A 15,251-nucleotide genomic window follows, 5' to 3' on the forward strand; every position below is an offset into this window, starting at 1 on the left:
GGCGGAAAAATGATGTACCTATCGAGCATCCTCGATTTATATAATGGAGAGATCGTAGCTAGCAGTCTATCAGATACGCAAGACACGGCCTTTGTTCTGGATACACTCAATCAATTGCCAGCTGTGCCAGGTGCGATCCTCCATAGCGATCAGGGCAGCGTCTACACGTCGCAGGGGTATCAAGAAGTTGTAAAAGGAAAAGGCATTACCATGAGCATGTCCCGCAAGGGAACGCCCGCTGATAATGCCCCCATTGAATCGTTTCATTCCACACTAAAGTCTGAAACGTTCTACCTCGAAGGGCTAACCCATACAACGACTGCAATCGTTGAACAGACCGTTCGAGACTACATCACTTACTATAACGCAATTCGTATTCAAACGAAACTAAAGAACCAGTCGCCGATTGATTACAGGCGACTGGCCGTTTAAACTTGAAAGGTGTTTTGATCCCTGTCTCACAAAAGGGGGTCAGTCCCCGTGTATACGACCCCGCTGCTGTACCCACACAAAGAAGGCCGGTCTGCCCCCTCCTCGTGGGATTGGCTAACTGGCTCTTATCACTTTTAACGTTTCTTCTTACTCTTTTGTTTTTTGTCTCCATCTCTCACATCAAAGATGTTTATCTTATTCTCTGTTCCATGTCTGGCAATAGCATCATCCAATTCATTGTCTGTCCTAGCAATCATAAATTCCGAAACAGGTCCATCCTATTTATGCTTGTCTTGCTCGATGTTTACTCTTTAATTTTATATCGTGCTGTTTTCTTTGGCAAGCGTTTCAAAGGCCTGTAGACCCTTCCCATACTTCCATTTCCCTCCCATCGCCCACCACACAGGATCTCATCCGAATGCAATGTTACGACGATTGATACTCCTATCGCCTTGAAAGCAGTTTCTAACAAGAGATTTCCTAGACCTCTGAATTTTCTAAAATTTTTAATTGTGAAGAAAATCAACAAGGAGGCTGGCGATTATGCGAGGTTGTATCTCTAAACGAAAGAACGGAACGTACGCCTACACGATAGAAATGGGCAAGCACCCGGAAACAGGGAAAAGACGACAAAAGATGAAGGCGGGTTTTACCTCAAGAAAAGAAGCTGAGGCGGCGCTTGCCCACGCCCTCTCCAAACTCGGGCGTGGTAACTACATTGAGCAGACCAAGGAAACTGTGCAAGAGTATTTTACAAAGTTTCTTGCTATGAAGCGTCCGAACCTTAGACCAGGTACAGTCAAGGTCTACAAGTGGCTGATCAACTATCACATCATCCCAAAACTTGGGCAAATCCCGCTTGTTATGCTTACTCCTCGCCATCTCATCGGCATGTACGAGACACTTCGGGTGGAGAAGCAACTTTCTCCGCAAACAGTAAATCATGTCACAAGGTTATACATGACGGACTCGCTACAGCCGTTCGGCATGAATCGCTACATCGTAACGTTGCCGCACTCGTCCAACCGCCAAAAGTACCAAAAACCAAGATAAACGCGTGGACAGATGAACAACTTGTAGAATTCCTTAACTACGCTAAGCAATATCGCTACTACATGATCATTTTGTTAGCGGCTACTTGCGGTTTACAACGCGACGAAGCTATTGCTTTTCGCTGGGAGGATATAGACCTTGCCAAGGGGACGATCACAGTAGTTCAGTCATACACTCGCGGGGAACGTGGTCATATCTTCCAAGAACCAAAAACAAAGGCGGGAATCCGTACTATCGCCTTGCCACAAATGACGATAGAAGCTCTAAAAAAGCAAAAGGTCCTGCTTGCGCAGGACAAATTTGCCGCTGGAGCAAAGTATCAGGATCATGGGCTGGTTACACAAACCAAGTTTGGCTTCCCAGTAAATCCTTACTATTTTGAATCTCGCTGGCGCGATATGCTTCAGAAGTCTGGACTACCTAAAATTCGGTACCACGATCTTCGCCATACGCACGCGAGCCTTCTGCTCCAGCAGAACGTACACCCTAAGCTGGTTAGTGAGCGGCTCGGTCATTCAAGCATCGGCATTACTTTGGGTAGGTACAGCCATACGTATGGTGTAGACTATAAGGCTGCTAATGAGTTAAACCACTTACTCACCATCAGGCAAAATAGCTAAAAGAACTATCGAATGTAACGGCTTGAGTTGGCGAGCGTAGGCTGATCGTCAAAGCGAAAACGGCCCTTGTACCACTTCGTCCATTGCGGGAGCACCGGACCCAGCTCAAGCTGCGACAACATATACCTTATACCAATGCATTGTTCCTTTTATCAATAGCTTCTCTTATACTTATTGGTAATGAAGAGTAAAGATCATTGATTAAATTGTTCCTAGTTATCCTATCTTCCACTACATAATTTAATAGATGAAATAGAGAATACCCTGTATCAACATCATCCTTTAAATCCATTTTACCAGCATGGACAGCTTGGTTCCCTATTACTCTGAGACTATCTAGTGCCTGCTGTACAAGCTCTGGCAAACCAGCCTTCACCAATTCTTTTATTGCATCATTAATGTTCTCCGAATCTCCAACCAGTTGCTTACAAAGTTTTTCAACACACAATCTCAGCAGAGCAGAAGCACCTCTAGGAGAGATATTCACTATTTTTGATGCCTCAATATAGTCTGCTTTAATATCCTCGGGCATATCTTTGTGAGGTTGTGGCACATTTCCACCCAGAGGGTAAAATAACTCTTTCGATATCCATATCGAAAACTTTTTGCATTTTTGACACAAATTTGACTGCCAATCTTCTAATACCTCTCCCATTTCACTATCAGTATTCCAAGTAAGATTTCCCCATGTTTGCTGTGAGTATGTATTGCAATGGGGACAATTGAATGCGCCACTTTGAAATACAGGTTTATAATAATTATACATTCATCATTCCACCTTAATTGTTATCTTCTACCTTGCCTCAAACGAAGCTTCTTATGTAAGCCAAAGTGCACAATTATTTTTCCATTTGAGTTCCATTTTAAGGTATGATCCTTATATTTAAATGCCCATGTTGTATTACGAACAAGTGTCCCAATGGCCCCAAAGTCAAATAATGTTTCTAATATGTGTTCTTCAGATTTATTGTTATTCTTCATCCAATCACGAATAACTCTATCTTTGCCTAATTCTCTTCTTAAGTCATCAACATTCATCATTCCCTTCCCTACTCTTGTTAAGCAGGATAGTGCTTCTCCCCATACACTTAAATGTGCTTGTATTTCGTCACGCAATTCATTATAAAACCAATCAGAATATTCATTCTCTGCTTCTCTAACAACTTTAAATAATAGTTTTGGGTTTGCATTTTGTATTGAATTACAATACTTTAAAAATTTCAATAAATCACGTGGTCTTTCAAATGTACGATTAGATAAATACTTCCATACTGTGGCAACTGAAGCTGGCAACTCTGAATCACTGTCAACAACTATATCTTTCCAAGAATCATCAGTTACTGTTCCTAGGGAGGCTTTTATACGAGCATTAACAACCGATCGCAAAGAGTAAGCGGCGGTTGGACTCGAATTCCAGCGTAATTTTATTAAAGCATCATCTAATTTATTCAAATCGTTATCTTCTAAGTTTTGATAGATATCAGATCTTAATACTACAAGGAACCTATATGCGGTTTTTATTTCTTCTCTCTGCAAAATTACTGACAGCTCTTCTGTAGATCTTAACAACGCTAATAATATGAGCCTTAAACTACTATCCCCAGCAGAGTAACCCTCATCAAGCTCATCCATCAATATGAAATATTTGGAGTCAGAATTGATTTCTTTTAATTCATCTATCAACCAAGGTATTACTTTCTCGAAACGTACAGAAATCATTTCTTCCCCCAAAGTGGGATTAATTAATGAAGCATTCATAATGATATTCCCATTTTGCTCTTCCAACGACTGCAATGTTTCAGAAAAACTACCGAACGGAAAATTAGAGTAAAGAAATGTCTTTAATCTCACTGTTTGTGTTGAAAGAGTATGCATCGGATCATTTAATACTAATCTTGACATTTCAATAAGCATCAGAAACTTCCATATTGGGACATATTGTGATTTATCTCTAAAGGAACGATTTCTCAAGACTCGAAAAGACCCTATTGGAAATCCTCTTAGTGATAAATTAGCAGTATGCCATTGATGATTTAACTTGCTTTCTATTCTAAGCTTCTCACATATTGCTGTTTTTCCGGTCCCTTTTCTTCCAATTACATATCTTTTATTACCATTTAAAATATCTTCAAAACCGGGTATTGGATAGAAGTATTCACTCAGTTTTTCATCGCCATTTGCCTCATCTTTTCCCCAATCTACATTGTAAAAGGACATTTGAACTCCTCATTTCTTTGATCATTTATACTGTTTCAAGTATATTGTTTGCCCATTTATGATATTAGTAATGATGGAAAGAGTCTACTGCATCTACCTTAATTAACAAATTTATACACACTTACTATACCATAGTTTATCAATATAGTCCTTAAGGAGTAGAATAACAATTCCAAAGTACTATGAATCCCTCTGCCTCATTACAAGGTATACGCGCTTTAGGTTTTCACTTACTTTGTTTGGTTACAGATAACCATTAATATGAAAACTTTTATTTAATGTAATGTTGATTCTATGTTGACTAAATAATCTTTTCATAGCACGTTGATTCAATAAACTTGAAACTATGAATTTTTGCCCACACTAATACAGATGATAAAAGCATCAGCCACTCCCAAGAGGAGGGGCAGACCGGCTTTTTTTGTGTGGGTACAGCAGCGGGGTCGTATGAACGCGAGGGCCTGTACGATACGTGACGAAGCATAGAAACAAGCGCTCGGTGCGGAGCCTTCTGAAAGTGTGTACAGGAAGCAAGCGTTGACTCCGTGCTGACTTTGGGCATAAAAAATACATCGCCCAAGGCACTCGGCCCACATGGCGATGTATTCAAGATCCACATACTATACACAGGTCTAAGCCTTCTCCTCGTCACCGACAGCTACAGGATTCCCCTCAACCGAAATCCAATCGCTCCAGCTCCCTGCATACAAGCGCACTTTCGTGAAGCCTGCTTCCTGTAGCGCAATGACGTTTGGCGTGGCCGTGACGCCGGAGCCGCAATACACGATCAGATCGCCGTTCTTCTCCAGATCATGGAACCGATCAGATTGAGCAGAGACGTCCTTCCACACGCCGGATTCCGTTAGACTGTCTTTCCAGAACCGGTTAATCGCGCCCGGAATGTGGCCTGCGACGCGGTCGATCGGCTCGACCTCGCCGCGGTAGCGAGGTGCTTCGCGCGAGTCGATGAGCGTTACTCCCTCGCTACCCAGCAGTTCCCTGACCTCAGCCATTTCCACCAGCATATTGTGCTGCACCGTTGCAAGGTATGTCGCAGGCTGCACCACTTCCTTCTCAGTTGCTACAGGCAACCCTTGGTTGAGCCAAGCCGAGAAGCCATTGTCTAGCACATAGACCTGCTCATGCCCCATATACTTCAGCAGCCACCACAGCCGGGAAGCCATCGCTCCGCCTTGATCATCATAAGCGACCACAATCGAATCGTTGCTTATGCCAGCCCTGCCGAGCGTCACCGTCATCGCAAAAATATCCGGAAGCGGATGACGTCCGCCATGCTCCTCGACCTCGCCGGACAGGTCCTTCTCCAGGTCCATATAAACAGCCCCCGGAATATGCGACTCCCCGTATGCTCTGAGCCCAGCACCCGGATCGTCCAAGCGAAAACGGCAATCCGCGATGACTAGTTTCGGCTCACCCATTTTCTCCTTCAGCCATTCCAACGACACGATGTTATTCATTACAACTCGCCTCTTTCGTTCATTTATGTAATCCATTCTGGCTTCTTTAACCTGAGATTGCTCCGTTAGCCTTCCTATCTATAGTATATGGTGTGATTCCAATCTTCAATGGATGCTTCAACCTATTATAAAACAAAGACCGGGAGTTTCTCCACTAAGGAGGCTCCCGGCCTGCTATTCCTAATGCTAGATCGCTTAGTTGCAATCGCGATCGTTCTCATCGTCCCGCAGCCTACCCCCACAGAGATCCAGCCGGCGGTTACTATTATTTAATCATCTGAAATACTTGCTCGACATCTTTGTCTCCGCGGCCGGAAAGGTTAATGATCAGGATCTGGTCTTGATCCATCGTCGGCGCCAGCTTCTTGGCATAGGCAACCGCGTGCGCGCTCTCCAAGGCAGGAATAATCCCTTCCGTACGGGAAAGTTCTTGGAACGCTTCCAGCACTTCCTCATTGGTAACCGTCGCATACTCGGCGCGCCCCGTCACTTTCAAGTGGCTATGCTCCGGCCCGATGCCCGGATAATCGAGCCCCGCGGCAATTGAATATGTCTTCCGCGGCTCTCCTTCCTCGTCCAGCAGTACCAAGCACTTGAAGCCGTGAATCATGCCCGGCACGCCTTCCGTTAAGGTCGGGGCTTGATCGGGTTCAACGCCGATCAGGCGAACGCCCGGCTCGTCGATGAAATGAGCGAATGCGCCAATCGCATTACTGCCGCCACCCGCACAGGCTATCACCGCATCTGGCAAACGGCCTTCCTTCTCCAAAATCTGCTGCTTCGACTCTTCGCTGATGACCGCCTGAAAATGCTTGACCATTGTCGGAAACGGATGCGGACCAACCGCGGAACCGAGCAAATAAAACGTATTTTTATAATTGCGAACCAGATCGCCGAGCGCTTCGTCCACGGCGTCCTTCAGTCGTCCCTGCCCCTTATCAACCGGCACGACAGTAGCACCGAGCAGCTCCATCCGGAACACGTTGAGCGCCTGACGGCGCATATCTTCGGCTCCCATATAGATGACGCATTCCATATTAAACATGGCGCAAGCCGTAGCCGTTGCTACCCCATGCTGTCCAGCGCCCGTCTCAGCAATGATCCGCTTGGCGCCCATCCGCTTGGCAAGCAGAATCTGACCAATGGCGTTGTTGATCTTGTGCGCCCCCGTATGGTTCAGGTCTTCGCGCTTCAAGTATATTTTGGGTCCTCCCCACGCTTTGGACAGCCGCTCCGCATACGTCAGCGGGCTCTTGCGGCCAACATATTCACGCAGGTAATAGCTAAGCTCTTCCTGGAATTCCGGATCGTCTTTGAACTTGTAAAATTGCTCGCTCAAATAATTCAGCACTTCCTGCAATTCCGGCGGAACGAAGCTGCCTCCAAACTCCCCGAAGTACCCCTCTTGCTGCAACTGTTGGTCCATAAGTAAGCGCCTCCATAAAATAAGATGGTCAATCTATCAAAACTATATTATCATAAATTCCATTTATATTTTATATACGCGATTTGTTATCCGATAGAGTTATAACAAAGGTCGCAACCGGATTCTCGCTATACCAACTCCAATCACTCCAGCTGTCGGATTCTCCTTGAAAATGCCTTCAGGAAGTACATCGAGACTACCGGAGATGCTGCTCCGGGACACTTGCCATTGTTCCGTTAGACTCATTATGCCGAACGGCGACAAGTGCCGGGGCGTTACTTTGCTCCGGGGAGAGTCATTATCGGGGCGGAGGAGCGTCAGCACCATTGGTTGGCGAAACAGAGAAATGCCGAGAGTGTACAGGCCGAGGATGGATGGATGGGGCCAGCCTACCGACCAACCAAGAAACACCTGACGACCACGCTCTCGTTAATGCAATAGACATAAAATAGCGGAGCATGTCCTGCTCCGCCTAATAAATCATTATGTAACGATGATAATGCCTGCATATATCAACAAACTTCGTAGTTTCAAGTTTAAGAGCACGCGGGACACTTGTACCGTCCTCAAAAAGTTCGAGGTAAAAGGAAGAGCTATCGTTTGGTCGTAGTCGAGGAATGTCTTCAACTTGTAATCTTCCACGTTTTACGGCTTGGAACATCGTAACATCCTTACTCATGAACGAGATGTTCGCCGGAACACTGATGTTGAGGTTTGTCTTAGGACCGTTTGCGTTCTTTTCCATGTTATCTCTAATACGAATGAGTCCAAAATCACTTGTAGCAATAGCGATGTTGTGAATCTGTGTTGGATAGTGAGAAAGGAGTAGGTAGGCAAGAGTCAAAATGGAAACTTCTCCGGCATTTTTCCTCGTCGTTTTTGTTTCTGCTTCTTTCATCGGAAAACCCTCATCGTAAAATTGGTTGATCCAGTCATCCCAATTGATAAGGTCTTTCCTCGACAAGAGGGATAAGAACTTCAAAGCTTCACCATGAGGAGCAGAAAGCTTAAACAGCTCCATCAACCGTCTCGCATCGTATGAGATCATTGCCGGATAGTCTTCTGCCTCTTCAAGAATAATCACATCGATTGGAATGGAAGCTACGTATTCGACCTTGCCCGTATGATGCCCATATTCCGCTTGAACCCATCCAGGGATTAACACTAAATCGTATCCTTCAAATACCTCATCTTGTTTGAGTACATCTTGATGCAGATAAAGGAATTGAAGCTTGCCTGAGTCGAGAATCAAGACTTTCGCTTCTGTCGCGTTTCGAAGCTTGTCCTCTAGTGCTTCGTAGTTAGCCATCGAAACGCTCCTTTACGATTTATTTAATTCACGTTTAAATTCTTTCTCCCATCCTTCAACAACTCGGAGGTTCTCTGCGAATAACTCCACATCGGAATGTTGTTTGATCTCTTCCTTAATGGGTCCTTTTATCGCATTCAAATTTGTGACATTCGAAGGTTTGATTAATGTATCGTCCAAAGAGTATTCTTGAAATAGACTTTCCCATGTTTGAGTCGTCAATTGCTTATCGAAATGAGACTTAATCACTTCTTGAAGAGCCTGATTTTGATTCTTTTTGGCAAGCTGATAGAGCTGAATAAGGACAGCTTTATAGGGAGACTTATATGACTTCATGCAATGAGCAATTTTAACGTAGAAGTCTTCAAATTCCAAGGTGTGATAGTAATCATACAGTTCGCCGTTACCGAAGATCATTTGGCTTGCAAAGTAATCTGCCTTACGCTCGGTTAAATCGAATTCAATGGAAATGTCATATCCATTCCCATGAAGTTTTAACTCTTCACTTTCGGTAAGGTGATAGATTTCATGCCAATAGATAAAGTATTGATACACGCGAGGTTGGGCAGTATTAATAATAGGCACGTTTTGCCCGTTAGGAAACCTGCGAATAGCTCCTCCCCAATTGAGGTCAGGAATAGGGACCTCAATTAATTGATTTAGCTTTAAGATCTCAAACGCTTGTTGCTCAATAGGGAAGGTACGCCATTTAATTAGACGTTTTTCTATATACGCAATATGGTCTTCAACTTCTTTGCTTATTTGAGCATTTAGTTCAACTGTTTCATCCAAGTTTGCACTCGTAATTCTCACTCGATATCACCCTTTCTTATTTCTGGTAAAGGGCATAGATGTCCAGAATATTGTCCAGCCCATCCAACAAATGCTGTGCTCTTTCGCTTCTTGCTTCGCCAATTCCGTGGTCGGAATATGCATATACTGGTTCAGGAGGCGTTATTATAATTCTGCTCTCCAAGAAGTAATTTTCCGGCAAGTCAAACCTTTGATTGATCGTAGCAATTTGGTTATTATAGATGGTGGAGTTTGGGCTTTCTGCTTTCAGGATTAGATCGATGGTTGGTCGCGATATACCTGTTAGTTTAGACAGTGAAATCTTGGTGTAACCTTTGAACCTCATAAACGCCTTGATGTTCTCTGCAATTTGCGTCCGGTGGTCGAAAAAGTTGATCGTCATTATAGCCACCTCTTTTCTAATTTATACATTCATTATACAGGACTTAGGTAAAATGTAAAAGCAATTTTTACACTATGTAAAAATGTTATATTCATTCCCGTATTTTTTATAACTTATACGTCCATTAGACAACATTCCTTCCGTTTAAACCCACATAGGGAATTTGTTCCTTATTAGACGCACACAAACGGCTCCCTTAGCCTTCCCAGGGAGCCGTTTTGTTATTACTCAACCACGATCTTCAAGTCTTTAGAATCGAGGACAAGCGTCTGCCGGACGCATCAACCAAAGCACGGATTGGAGCCATCCAAACGCCATCCTTATTCGTATTTCCGCAAAGAGACTGGCTTCATCTGCATTGTAAGTTACCGTATCTTTGCCGAGTTCATAACTAAGCGTGTGGTTCTTAAATTTGAACAGTCAGCTTGCTGTCGGTAATCGATACAGTGCCACCAAGTTCTTCTTTACTGCAGGTTGACTCCGCGTTGGCTTCGACTCATAAAAAATAAAGAGCAACGGCATGAACTGACCGTACTCTTTATTCCACATGCATACTTGTTGATTTTCTGTTGATCGTTGTTTGCATCTCACAGAATTATTGACTCGTATCAGCAGGCTGGGTTTGCAGCACCGCTATGACTCAGGCCCTTGTCAGTCTGTATCGCGTATTGTGAAGTATATTCGGGTTGACCGTTCTGTAAGTACTTTCAGGAGCCGAATGTTGACTACGTGTTGACTTCGGAGAATAAAAATACATCGCCTGAGCCAACTGGCTACATAGCGATGTATTCATTGTGAAAGTACTACTATATGTCCTTCGGGATTTCCTCATTGCCAACAGCCACCGTATTCCCCTCATAACTACTCCAATCACTCCAGCTGCCTGCATATGTTATAACGTCGGATTATCATGACGCCTATGTTACACTAGGGTGACAAAGGAGGAGGCATTATTGAATAAACAAAAAATCGTGATTATTGGCGCAGGGATTGTCGGGGCGTCCGTCGCCTATCATCTGGCCAAACGAAATCAAGATGTAACAGTTATTGAACGACACTCCTCCGCGGCGCGTGAAGTCACGGAAAAATCTTTTGCCTGGATACATACGACTCATAGGGTGGCTCCCGAATATTGGCATTTGTACGATACGGCTTTGGAAGAATACCATACGCTTCAGCAAGAGCTGTCCGAACTGAAAATTCATTGGCATGGAGCGCTGACTTGGGGTACTCCGCCCCTAAGGGAGCAACTTCACTTTCAAAAATTAAACCGGGAGCAGCTTGAGGCATTGGAGCCGAATCTGAAGGAATATCCGGATGAAGCGATGTTTGTCAGCGAAGAAGGTGCATTGGACCCTATAGGGGTAACGGAGCTGTTGCTCAGCAAAGCGCGGGAGTACGGAGCGAAGGTTCAGTTCGGTACCAACGTTACACAGCTGCAGCAAGAAGATTCCCGTCTAGTCGGCGTCCATACGTCCAATGGTTTTCTGGAGTCTGATGTCGTGGTATTGGCAGCAGGTACAGGCATACCCGAACTTTGCAGCCCGTTAGGTTGTCGCGTGCCGGTAACGTCGTCGCCTTCCATTCTGATTCGGATGAAAACTGCGAATAAACTAATAAGCACATTAATCTCAAATGCGCAATTTGAAGCGCGTCAACTGACAGATCATACGCTGCTGGCTGCGGAAGATTATATCGACGAGTCGGAGGAAAACGGACCAGAGGCGGTCGGTAAGCGAGCGTTCGACACGTTGCGCCGCAGTCTGAAAGACGGGGATCAACTGGAACTGGAAAGCATAAAGGTCGGGATGAGACCAATGCCTGAAGACGGCTATCCGATCGTGGGCTTCCACGATCATATAAAAGGACTTTATCTGGCGGTGATGCATTCTGCAATTACGCTGGCGCCGCTGATTGCGCATCTGGCTGCAAGCGAAATAATCGATCGGGAATCAAGAAGTGAATTAGACCCTTGTCGACTCTCCCGATTTTAGGACTACTCGAGGGATGTTCCCGTTGCTTCTCGCGCGTGAGGTCTTTAATCAGTACGTGAAGTGCTGTAGTGCAATATAAAGCTCCAGCATGACGATGACGGTCGTCCGACCACGAGCAAACCCAACATTACCGTTTTGTAAGCACGTTCACCCCCATTCGTTGACTCCGTGTTGACCTCGATACTCCTTGGAATAACGCAAAAGAGTACATCGCCACATCAACGATGTACTCCAAATTACATACTGTATATCTGCTTAAGCCTTCTACTTTTCCCCAGTCGCAATAGAATTCTTACTGTAAGAAATCCAATCGCTCCTGCTAAAGCTCACTTGAACTACTGCTTTTAGAAGGATCGAGTCATGAAGAACAGTAACGTATGCATTCTTTTACTTTAGGTGCTCATGGCAATCATTTTTGAACGAAAGGAAAATACTTGGACGCCTTTAAGTAAGCTTAGTAGCCTCCAATCCCCCCGCTTACGTTTTTACTTCCTTTAATATTGTCCTTTAATGACAAAAAACGAGCCCCGAATGGTTCCAGCTAGTTTAGACTTCTGCCTAGCAAACTTAAACTTCCCTTCCAACTCCTTTGGTACCTCCATACCCTCAGCAAGCTTAAAACCAACGGCCCGCTTCTTAGGGTCATCAACCGTATACATGACATTAATTCCAAGACCATCCTCATAAAAGACGTAGGTAAATTGGATATTTTCCACTTGAAAACGCGACGTTTCTAAAGGTTTGGCCGTAAACACTATATCACGCTCTTTCAAAATGCGGTTCACATACTCAAGGTTTTCCTGACTTTCGCTTGCGGGTACGATCGTAAATTCATGTTTGTATTTGTTCATAAAGTAACGGGCTTCATTCGCACGTAAACCAGCTAACGCTTCTGCTACAGGTGAAGACTCTAAACCCACCGTAGATACATTTTTGAAATCAACGATATAGGACATTCTCATCTCTCCAATGAATTCGTTTATTTTCTAACAACTGGAATCCATACTTCACCATAGACGAGGCCGTCTCGCTGCCCCATCTCAACCGTTGCATTGGGTCCACCAACATAGGCGAAAATTTGGGCTTCTGGCAAGACTTGACCAAAGGCAATACCTGTAAGCTTATTGCTCATCTCTTCGGCCGTATTTCCTTCGCCTTTAACGACAAGGTATTGCCCCTTCGGGAATTGAATAACTCTGTGCTCTTCCGGTACCGATGCTTCTGTCATCACACCGGCATAATACATCATCCTGTGATTTACAGCTTCGTTCACGGCAAAAATGTAGTCATTCGTGGCAATGGCCTTTAAAGCGTTAAGCCTTCCATCCTGCTCCACTGCCCGCCAAAAGTTTTCCTTTTCCTTATTTATGCCGGCATAATCTGTGTAATCACTCTTCAACTCCGTGCCAATACCTAGAACGATAAAGCTGTCTTTTTCCTCAAGGGTATACACTGCCATGATCAACACTCCTTTTTTTGAATGGATCAAATGATTTGTTTTTCACTTGATGCGTTTATAATAACTATTAATCATGTCAAATTATGAAGCTGTTTAAAGGGCCCGATGACATGTCTGCTATTGCGTCAGATATATCCCGCAACTGAATGTTCTCTTCCACAGCGCCACTTCCTAATATTAGTGCTTTAGGTAGTAGAAGTCTATTGGAGCCATAAATGGGCAGCGTTAATTTTACTACCCATTAAAGTTTGCGGCTTTTCGGACGCAGTGCCCAGGAGGCAATGCCAAGCGCTGCATAGAAAAGCGGAAGAATAATATGGAATCCGTAGTCGCCATAATCATTAGCGAACGCATGAGACAGGGCCGCACCCGTCATTAGAAAAAAGATACCGCTATAAGCCCATTCCTTAAGCCGTGGAAAACCTGGCATTACGATCGCAATGACTCCAAGCAATTTCCAACCTCCGAGAATGTTCGTGACATATAACGGGAATCCAATATCCGTCACTAGATCGGCATTCCCCCCATATCGCATCAGTTGCCCGATACCGCTTAATGCAATTGAGAATGCCAGTATTATTGTGACAGTCCAATAAGCGACCATCCTTCCAATAGGACGGTATCCTGCTTTCGCGATTTTTTCATTTCCCACGATCGTACTCATTTTCATTCCTCGTACATCCTCTTGTGATTTACAGCTTCGTTCACGGCAAAAATGTAGTCATTCGCGGCAATGGCCTTTAAATCGTCAAGTCTTCCATCCTGCTCCACTGCTCGCCAAAAGTTTTCCTTTTCCTTGTTCATACCTTTATAATCCGTGTAATCGCTCTTTAGCTCCGTTCCAATCCCTAGAATAATAAAGCTGTCTTTTTCCTCAAGGGAATACGCTACCATGATCGACACTCCTTTTTTGAATAAATTAAATAATTTGTTATTTCACTTGATACGTTTATAATAGCTATAAATCATGTCAAAATATGATACTGTTTAGAGGGCCACATGAAAAAAGTTGAACGGATTAACATCATCATGCGGTACATCAACAACCGCGCCCACTTTACCATTTCTGAAATCATGCGAGAATTCAACATTTCTCGTTCGACGGCGATTAGAGATGTCAGAGAAATTGAAGCGATGGGAATGCCGCTTGTCGCCGAAGTCGGGAGGGACGGGGGTTATTTTGTCATGAATAGCTCTGTCCTACCCACTGTCCGCTTTACCGATAATGAAATTAAAGCTCTTTTTATTGCCTTTATGGCTACAAGAAATCAACAACTCCCCTATCTTAAAAGTCGCCAATCTTTAGCGGAAAAAATACTCGGCCTCATCTCGAATAACCAGCAGGATGATCTTGTTCTGTTAAATCAAATTTTGCTGTTCGAAGGAACCAACCCCCACAATCCCGACCTGCTTGATCTGACAGATCTGCCCCATCCTATGTTAGAACAACTCATCCAAATCCTTCTTATCGACAGCTATTTAGTGGTTTCCGTCGAAGAAGGAAGAGAAATAAAGTCTTATCCCATTTACCTCATGCATCTATATCGTGAAAAAAGCTCATGGCAAATTGAAGGCTTTGACTTAGATGAGGAAAAGAGGCGGATAATTTCTGTCGATAATCTCACCGATGTCAAACCATACCCTGAGAAAAAAAGAATAAGCAAGAAGAAGATTGTCGAACAATTAAGCAAGCAGGAAGAAGCCATCAACCTAGTCCTCGAACTCGGTCCAAAGGCGATTGCCCAGTACAAAAAATACTATCCTTTACATATTTCCATTTCATACACAAATCCTTATCAAACTACAGCTGTTCTAAAAACATTTATCAATGTTCATCATGCGGAGGAATTGGCTGAAATAACAAATTGGCTGCTTTTTCTAGGTAGTGACATCAAGGTTAGGGAGGTGCCGAAAGAGATTTTGGAGAGTTTGCAGGAGAGGGTGGATGTTTTAGGGAACAGCAAGCGGATAAAGCGCTGGAGTAAAGAGAAGCAAGACCTGGAAGGGGAAAAATTTTGCTGATCGCAAACTCCATCTAACAACGAAACAACACGAGTGCATAGCGTAC

15 protein-coding genes and 1 pseudogene are annotated in these 15,251 nt (G+C 44.1%); 5 read left to right on the top strand and 11 right to left on the bottom strand.

Annotated elements, in window-relative coordinates; translation table 11 throughout:
- From A7975_RS22715 to A7975_RS34280, 3 genes are all read left to right on the top strand, one after another.
- On the top strand, nucleotides 1-432 hold a 432-nt coding region (locus A7975_RS22715), incomplete at its 5' end, for a DDE-type integrase/transposase/recombinase (protein WP_141680406.1).
- A gap of 543 nt (nucleotides 433-975) precedes the next feature.
- Nucleotides 976-1,485 carry a tyrosine-type recombinase/integrase gene (locus A7975_RS33280; protein ID WP_053372905.1) on the top strand — a complete coding sequence of 170 codons (510 nt, stop codon included), beginning with the start codon at nucleotides 976-978 and terminating at the stop codon, nucleotides 1,483-1,485.
- 62 nt (nucleotides 1,486-1,547) lie between these two features.
- Complete coding sequence (locus tag A7975_RS34280; protein ID WP_053372906.1) at nucleotides 1,548-2,105, top strand: site-specific integrase; 558 nt, start codon at nucleotides 1,548-1,550, stop codon at nucleotides 2,103-2,105.
- Between the two features lie 127 nt (nucleotides 2,106-2,232).
- Here A7975_RS34280 and A7975_RS22725 read toward each other — a convergent pair whose 3' ends face one another.
- The 7 genes from A7975_RS22725 to A7975_RS22755 form a co-directional block, all read right to left on the bottom strand.
- Nucleotides 2,233-2,871, bottom strand: coding sequence for a DUF4145 domain-containing protein (locus tag A7975_RS22725; RefSeq protein WP_053372907.1), 639 nt, complete (start codon nucleotides 2,869-2,871; stop codon nucleotides 2,233-2,235).
- A gap of 20 nt (nucleotides 2,872-2,891) precedes the next feature.
- Nucleotides 2,892-4,322 carry a P-loop ATPase, Sll1717 family gene (locus tag A7975_RS22730; RefSeq protein WP_053372908.1) on the bottom strand — a complete coding sequence of 477 codons (1,431 nt, stop codon included), beginning with the start codon at nucleotides 4,320-4,322 and terminating at the stop codon, nucleotides 2,892-2,894.
- Nucleotides 4,323-4,954: 632 nt separating this feature from the next.
- The gene (locus tag A7975_RS22735; RefSeq protein ID WP_065386630.1) at nucleotides 4,955-5,800 is read right to left on the bottom strand and encodes a sulfurtransferase; all 846 of its coding nucleotides are present in this window, start codon (nucleotides 5,798-5,800) and stop codon (nucleotides 4,955-4,957) included.
- A gap of 265 nt (nucleotides 5,801-6,065) precedes the next feature.
- Nucleotides 6,066-7,226, bottom strand: a complete 1,161-nt coding sequence (trpB, locus tag A7975_RS22740; RefSeq protein ID WP_065386631.1) for a tryptophan synthase subunit beta — start codon at nucleotides 7,224-7,226, stop codon at nucleotides 6,066-6,068.
- A 472-nt stretch (nucleotides 7,227-7,698) separates the two neighbouring features.
- A complete protein-coding gene (locus A7975_RS22745; RefSeq protein ID WP_053372911.1) occupies nucleotides 7,699-8,535 on the bottom strand; it encodes a hypothetical protein in 837 nt (278 codons plus the stop codon).
- 12 nt (nucleotides 8,536-8,547) lie between these two features.
- Nucleotides 8,548-9,348 (bottom strand): hypothetical protein, encoded by an 801-nt coding sequence (locus A7975_RS22750; RefSeq protein WP_053372912.1) that lies wholly within the window; start codon nucleotides 9,346-9,348, stop codon nucleotides 8,548-8,550.
- A 16-nt stretch (nucleotides 9,349-9,364) separates the two neighbouring features.
- Complete coding sequence (locus tag A7975_RS22755; RefSeq protein WP_053372913.1) at nucleotides 9,365-9,730, bottom strand: helix-turn-helix domain-containing protein; 366 nt, start codon at nucleotides 9,728-9,730, stop codon at nucleotides 9,365-9,367.
- A gap of 953 nt (nucleotides 9,731-10,683) precedes the next feature.
- Between A7975_RS22755 and A7975_RS22760 the strand changes: the two genes are divergently transcribed.
- Complete coding sequence (locus tag A7975_RS22760) at nucleotides 10,684-11,724, top strand: NAD(P)/FAD-dependent oxidoreductase (RefSeq protein WP_065386632.1); 1,041 nt, start codon at nucleotides 10,684-10,686, stop codon at nucleotides 11,722-11,724.
- Nucleotides 11,725-12,218: 494 nt separating this feature from the next.
- Here the strand turns inward: A7975_RS22760 and A7975_RS22765 are convergent, their stop codons facing one another.
- From A7975_RS22765 to A7975_RS22780, 4 genes and pseudogenes are all read right to left on the bottom strand, one after another.
- Complete coding sequence (locus A7975_RS22765) at nucleotides 12,219-12,680, bottom strand: hypothetical protein (protein WP_053372915.1); 462 nt, start codon at nucleotides 12,678-12,680, stop codon at nucleotides 12,219-12,221.
- A 23-nt stretch (nucleotides 12,681-12,703) separates the two neighbouring features.
- Entirely contained in the window at nucleotides 12,704-13,183 is a 480-nt protein-coding gene (locus A7975_RS22770; protein ID WP_053372916.1) for a GyrI-like domain-containing protein, read from the bottom strand.
- Nucleotides 13,184-13,424: 241 nt separating this feature from the next.
- Nucleotides 13,425-13,847 carry a DoxX family protein gene (locus A7975_RS22775; RefSeq protein ID WP_065386874.1) on the bottom strand — a complete coding sequence of 141 codons (423 nt, stop codon included), beginning with the start codon at nucleotides 13,845-13,847 and terminating at the stop codon, nucleotides 13,425-13,427.
- A gap of 11 nt (nucleotides 13,848-13,858) precedes the next feature.
- Nucleotides 13,859-14,077, bottom strand: a pseudogene (locus tag A7975_RS22780) (effector binding domain-containing protein); the annotation flags it as partial.
- A gap of 105 nt (nucleotides 14,078-14,182) precedes the next feature.
- On the opposite strand from A7975_RS22780, the gene A7975_RS22785 reads away from it, so the two are divergent.
- Entirely contained in the window at nucleotides 14,183-15,205 is a 1,023-nt protein-coding gene (locus A7975_RS22785) for a helix-turn-helix transcriptional regulator (protein ID WP_065386633.1), read from the top strand.
- Nucleotides 15,206-15,251: the final 46 nt, after the last annotated feature.

Origin of the sequence: Bacillus sp. FJAT-26390, assembly GCF_001682865.1 — a bacterium.
Classification (GTDB): Bacteria; Bacillota; Bacilli; order Paenibacillales; family Paenibacillaceae; genus Pristimantibacillus.

What these genes read in the sequence shown, in the direction of transcription:
- A7975_RS33280 (WP_053372905.1), top strand. Translation starts at nt 976, where the DNA reads ATGCGAGGTTGTATCTCTAAACGAAAGAACGGAACGTACGCCTACACG.
- A7975_RS34280 (WP_053372906.1), top strand. Translation starts at nt 1,548, where the DNA reads ATGATCATTTTGTTAGCGGCTACTTGCGGTTTACAACGCGACGAAGCT.
- A7975_RS22725 (WP_053372907.1), bottom strand. Translation starts at nt 2,871, where the DNA reads ATGTATAATTATTATAAACCTGTATTTCAAAGTGGCGCATTCAATTGT.
- A7975_RS22730 (WP_053372908.1), bottom strand. Translation starts at nt 4,322, where the DNA reads ATGTCCTTTTACAATGTAGATTGGGGAAAAGATGAGGCAAATGGCGAT.
- A7975_RS22735 (WP_065386630.1), bottom strand. Translation starts at nt 5,800, where the DNA reads ATGAATAACATCGTGTCGTTGGAATGGCTGAAGGAGAAAATGGGTGAG.
- trpB (WP_065386631.1), bottom strand. Translation starts at nt 7,226, where the DNA reads ATGGACCAACAGTTGCAGCAAGAGGGGTACTTCGGGGAGTTTGGAGGC.
- A7975_RS22745 (WP_053372911.1), bottom strand. Translation starts at nt 8,535, where the DNA reads ATGGCTAACTACGAAGCACTAGAGGACAAGCTTCGAAACGCGACAGAA.
- A7975_RS22755 (WP_053372913.1), bottom strand. Translation starts at nt 9,730, where the DNA reads ATGACGATCAACTTTTTCGACCACCGGACGCAAATTGCAGAGAACATC.
- A7975_RS22765 (WP_053372915.1), bottom strand. Translation starts at nt 12,680, where the DNA reads ATGTCCTATATCGTTGATTTCAAAAATGTATCTACGGTGGGTTTAGAG.
- A7975_RS22770 (WP_053372916.1), bottom strand. Translation starts at nt 13,183, where the DNA reads ATGGCAGTGTATACCCTTGAGGAAAAAGACAGCTTTATCGTTCTAGGT.
- A7975_RS22775 (WP_065386874.1), bottom strand. Translation starts at nt 13,847, where the DNA reads ATGAGTACGATCGTGGGAAATGAAAAAATCGCGAAAGCAGGATACCGT.
- A7975_RS22785 (WP_065386633.1), top strand. Translation starts at nt 14,183, where the DNA reads ATGAAAAAAGTTGAACGGATTAACATCATCATGCGGTACATCAACAAC.